Origin of the sequence: Pontiella sp. (assembly GCF_041622395.1) — a bacterium.
Taxonomy (GTDB): Bacteria; Verrucomicrobiota; Kiritimatiellia; order Kiritimatiellales; family Pontiellaceae; genus Pontiella.
On sequence record NZ_JBFJYW010000364.1, the window covers coordinates 1 to 3,391 of the forward strand.

The following is a 3,391-nucleotide window of genomic DNA, read 5'->3' on the forward strand; positions in this document are numbered from 1 at the left end:
GCCGCCGCCACCGTCTTTTCCAAGTGATCGATGTAGTGGGCAGCGGGAATGGAAGAAACGACATTTGGCTGTGAGAGGGCAAAATGAACCGCGAGCTTTAAGTTATCCTGGTCCTCAAGCACCCGGTACCAGTAATCCCGTTCCTCCCGCGGGATGGAATCGTCCCATGCGCCCGCTGAAGTGGACTTAATCGTCAGCACGGATACTTTCTGGCTATGGGCCTTTTCCAGGACTGCCTGCCCGAATGCGAAGCTGAAATGCTCGACGAAATTGATCGGGAACATGACCGTATCGAACTGGTAGTTATTCATGGCAGCCATGGCAGCAAGGCTGGTGTGTGCTGAAAAACCGATACGCCGGATCTTTCCTTCCTTCTTCGCCTTTTCGATCACATCCATACAACCGCCGGGGCCGAACGCCTGCTCGACCTCGCCCGGAGTATGCAGTACATGCATCTGGTAAAGATCGAAATGATCCGTTTGGAGGCGCTTGAGGGAGCGTTCCAGTTCCATGCGGGCGCCCTTGGAATCGCGCATCTTGGTTTTGCAGGAAAGGAAGATCTTGTCCCGGTCGATCGATCTCATCCCTTTCCCCATTTTGATCTCGCACTCGCCGTCTTTGCCGTAAGCGGGTGCAACATCAAAGTAATTGATTCCCATGTCGCGTGCCTTGACCATGGCATCGTTGCATTCCTTCTGCTCATAGTGTCGCATCACCATTCCCGGGAATCCGATAATCGACAGGGCCTCACCCGTTCGCACAAGCTTTCTTCTTGGCAGCTCCCCTGGTGCAACCTTGACCTGCTCCGGCAATGATGCCGTATTAGCGGACAATGCGGATGCCGTGAGGGCAACACTTCCGGCCAGCTTCCCGGCGTTCTTTAAAAATTTTCTTCTTTCCATGATCGGTTCCTTGTTTCGGTTGGATTCCCATCATTTCACCGGGACGATGCTCGTTCAAGAAACTTTGCGAACTATCTACTGCATTTGCTCAGCTTGGTAGAGCTGTGTTTCCCAAGAAGAAAATGCTACCGCGAGCTTCCTTGCTCAATGAGCGGCGTGATCTTGATCTCCTTGAAGTGCCAGATGCTCTCCGGGTCATGGGCCTGTAAAGCGATGGCCCCGCCTTCGGGCTTGAGGAGACGCCCTTTGCGGTTGGGTTTGCGAACGGGATTTTCCGGTTCAAGGTAGTCAATGACTTTGTTGCCGTTGAGCCAGACTCTGATTTGTTTGCCTTCGACCCTAATGCGTGTCTCAAACCACTGGGTATCGTCGAGAGGTCGCTCGGTCAGATCAACGACATCGTAGAGGCTGCCCGTTTTTTTCGTGACCGTTGGGCTTGTATTAAGATTAACCTCATAGCCATTGGCGAGGTGACCCTTTTCGTCCCGAAGCTCGTAATCCGTGTGAATAAAAATGCCCGAGTTGGAATCCGGCTCGCCTCTGGCCACAACGACTAATTCGAAATTCTTAAATGCCACCGGGCTGTCCCCCTCACCTACATAAAACAAATGGGATCTCAAGTCCACGCTGTGAGCAACGAGCAAACCGTCCTTGACGGTGAAGGATCCTTCCGCCCGATTCACCCGCCAACCGGACAGATCTTTGCCGTTGAACAATTGGATCCATTCAGAATCGCCAGGTTTTGTGGCCCAAGCGCTCAGGAATAGGCCGATTATCCCAAGGAAACAGATGAGTCTCACCATTTTTGGTAGTTAGACAGCTGTACAAAAAAAATCAAAGGTTTCATCATTGCTCTTGGTGGGGGTATTCCGCCAACCTTTTGACCTTGCTAAAGGTCGATTTCAATGCCGATCCTTCTTCGAGACCCGAATCATTAATAATAAGCTCATGAAAACCCATATATCCCGCCGCAGTTTTCTCAAGACCGGCAGCGCCGCCGGTGCCTCGCTCGCCTTCCCGACGATCATCCCAGCCACCGTGTTTGGCAAAGCCGGACGGCCCGCGCCGTCGGAGAGAATCACCATGGCCTGTATCGGTTTCGGCACCATTGCCCACGCCACCGGCATTTCGTTTCTCGGCGACAAGCGCGTGCAGATGGTCGCGGTGTGCGACGTAAACAAGCGCTCGAAACACTACGGCTACAAGGGCGAACTCGAGGGCGGCCGCGACTACGGCGTCGAAAAGGTGAACGAGACATACGGCAACAAGGATTGCAAGGGCTACGCGGACTTCCGCGAAGTACTGGCGCGCGAGGACATCGACTCGCTCAACGTTTCCACACCCGACCACTGGCACAGCATTATGGCCATCGAGGGAGCCAAAGCCGGCAAGCACATCTATGGCCAGAAACCGCTCTCACTGACCGTTGCCGAGGGCCGCGCGATGTCCGATGCCGTCAACAAGGCCGGCATCACCTGGCAGACCGGCAGCCAGCAGCGCTCGTCCGAGCACTTCCGGCGCGGCTGCGAACTGGTGCGCAACGGCTACATCGGCAAGGTAAAAACCGTGCGAGTCCTGCTTCCCGGCGGTCACAAGAACTGGTCCGGTCTGGCCGACCAGAAGGATCCCGCGCCAGTTCCTCCCGGCTTCGACTGGGACATGTGGCAGGGCTCCGCACCCGAGCGCGAGTTCCACCCCGCGCTGCACCCGCTCTGCTGGCGCCACAACTACGACTACTCCGGTGGCATGGTTAGCGACTTCGGCGCGCACCACTTCGACATCGCCCAGTGGGGACTCGGTACCGACGACACCGGCCCGCTGCGCTTCTTCAACGGCAAAGCGACGCTGCCGCCCGCCGACGCGCTGTACAACACGGCGACAGACTTCCACTTCGAGGCGGAATACGCCAACGGCACTCACATGATCGTCGACTCCGGCAACTCGGACGATATCGGCACAGGCGGCGTGCGCTTCGAAGGCGAAGACGGCAAATGGATCGAGGTCGGCCGCGGCGAATTCAAGGCGAGCAGCGACGAACTGCGCCGCACCCGCCTCGGCCCAAACGACACGCCGCTTTACAAGAGCACGCAGCACGAGCGCAACTTCATCGACTGCATCTACTCCGGCGAAGCGACGATCACGCCGATCGAGACCTCCCACCGCGCGATCTCCATCTCCCAAGTCGGCAACATCCTGCTGCGGCTCGGAAAAAAAGAGCTCAAATGGGATCCAAAAACCGAACATTTCCCGGCGGCCGAGAAGGAAGCCAACGCCATGCTCACACGCGTGATGCGCGCGCCGTGGTCGATCTTTTAACACGGGACAGCCAGCACTCCCGTCTGGTTAAATTCCGGTCTTGATCAAAAAGTGGGGACATGCGGATCGGAATGACCCAACATGTCCCCTAGAATGTTTTATATAGGATTACCAGATTACGAGATAATCGGGGTAAATGACAAGCGAAGTCGGACCCAAATAAGGGTAGCGAC

At 56.1% G+C, this 3,391-nt stretch carries 3 protein-coding genes and 1 pseudogene; 2 read left to right on the forward strand and 2 right to left on the reverse strand.

Features of this window, described 5'->3' with window-relative positions:
• Both ABYO54_RS15515 and ABYO54_RS15520 read right to left on the reverse strand, forming a co-directional pair.
• Positions 1–902 (reverse strand): aldo/keto reductase (locus ABYO54_RS15515; RefSeq protein ID WP_372809142.1); only part of this gene is annotated, 902 nt, incomplete at its 3' end.
• Between the two features lie 125 nt (positions 903–1,027).
• Positions 1,028–1,618 (reverse strand): DUF1080 domain-containing protein, encoded by a 591-nt coding sequence (locus ABYO54_RS15520; protein ID WP_372809143.1) that lies wholly within the window; start codon positions 1,616–1,618, stop codon positions 1,028–1,030.
• 232 nt (positions 1,619–1,850) lie between these two features.
• Here ABYO54_RS15520 and ABYO54_RS15525 point away from each other — a divergent pair.
• Positions 1,851–1,895, forward strand: a pseudogene (locus ABYO54_RS15525) (hypothetical protein); the annotation flags it as partial.
• 90 nt (positions 1,896–1,985) lie between these two features.
• Entirely contained in the window at positions 1,986–3,218 is a 1,233-nt protein-coding gene (locus tag ABYO54_RS15530; RefSeq protein WP_372809144.1) for a Gfo/Idh/MocA family protein, read from the forward strand.
• Positions 3,219–3,391: the final 173 nt, after the last annotated feature.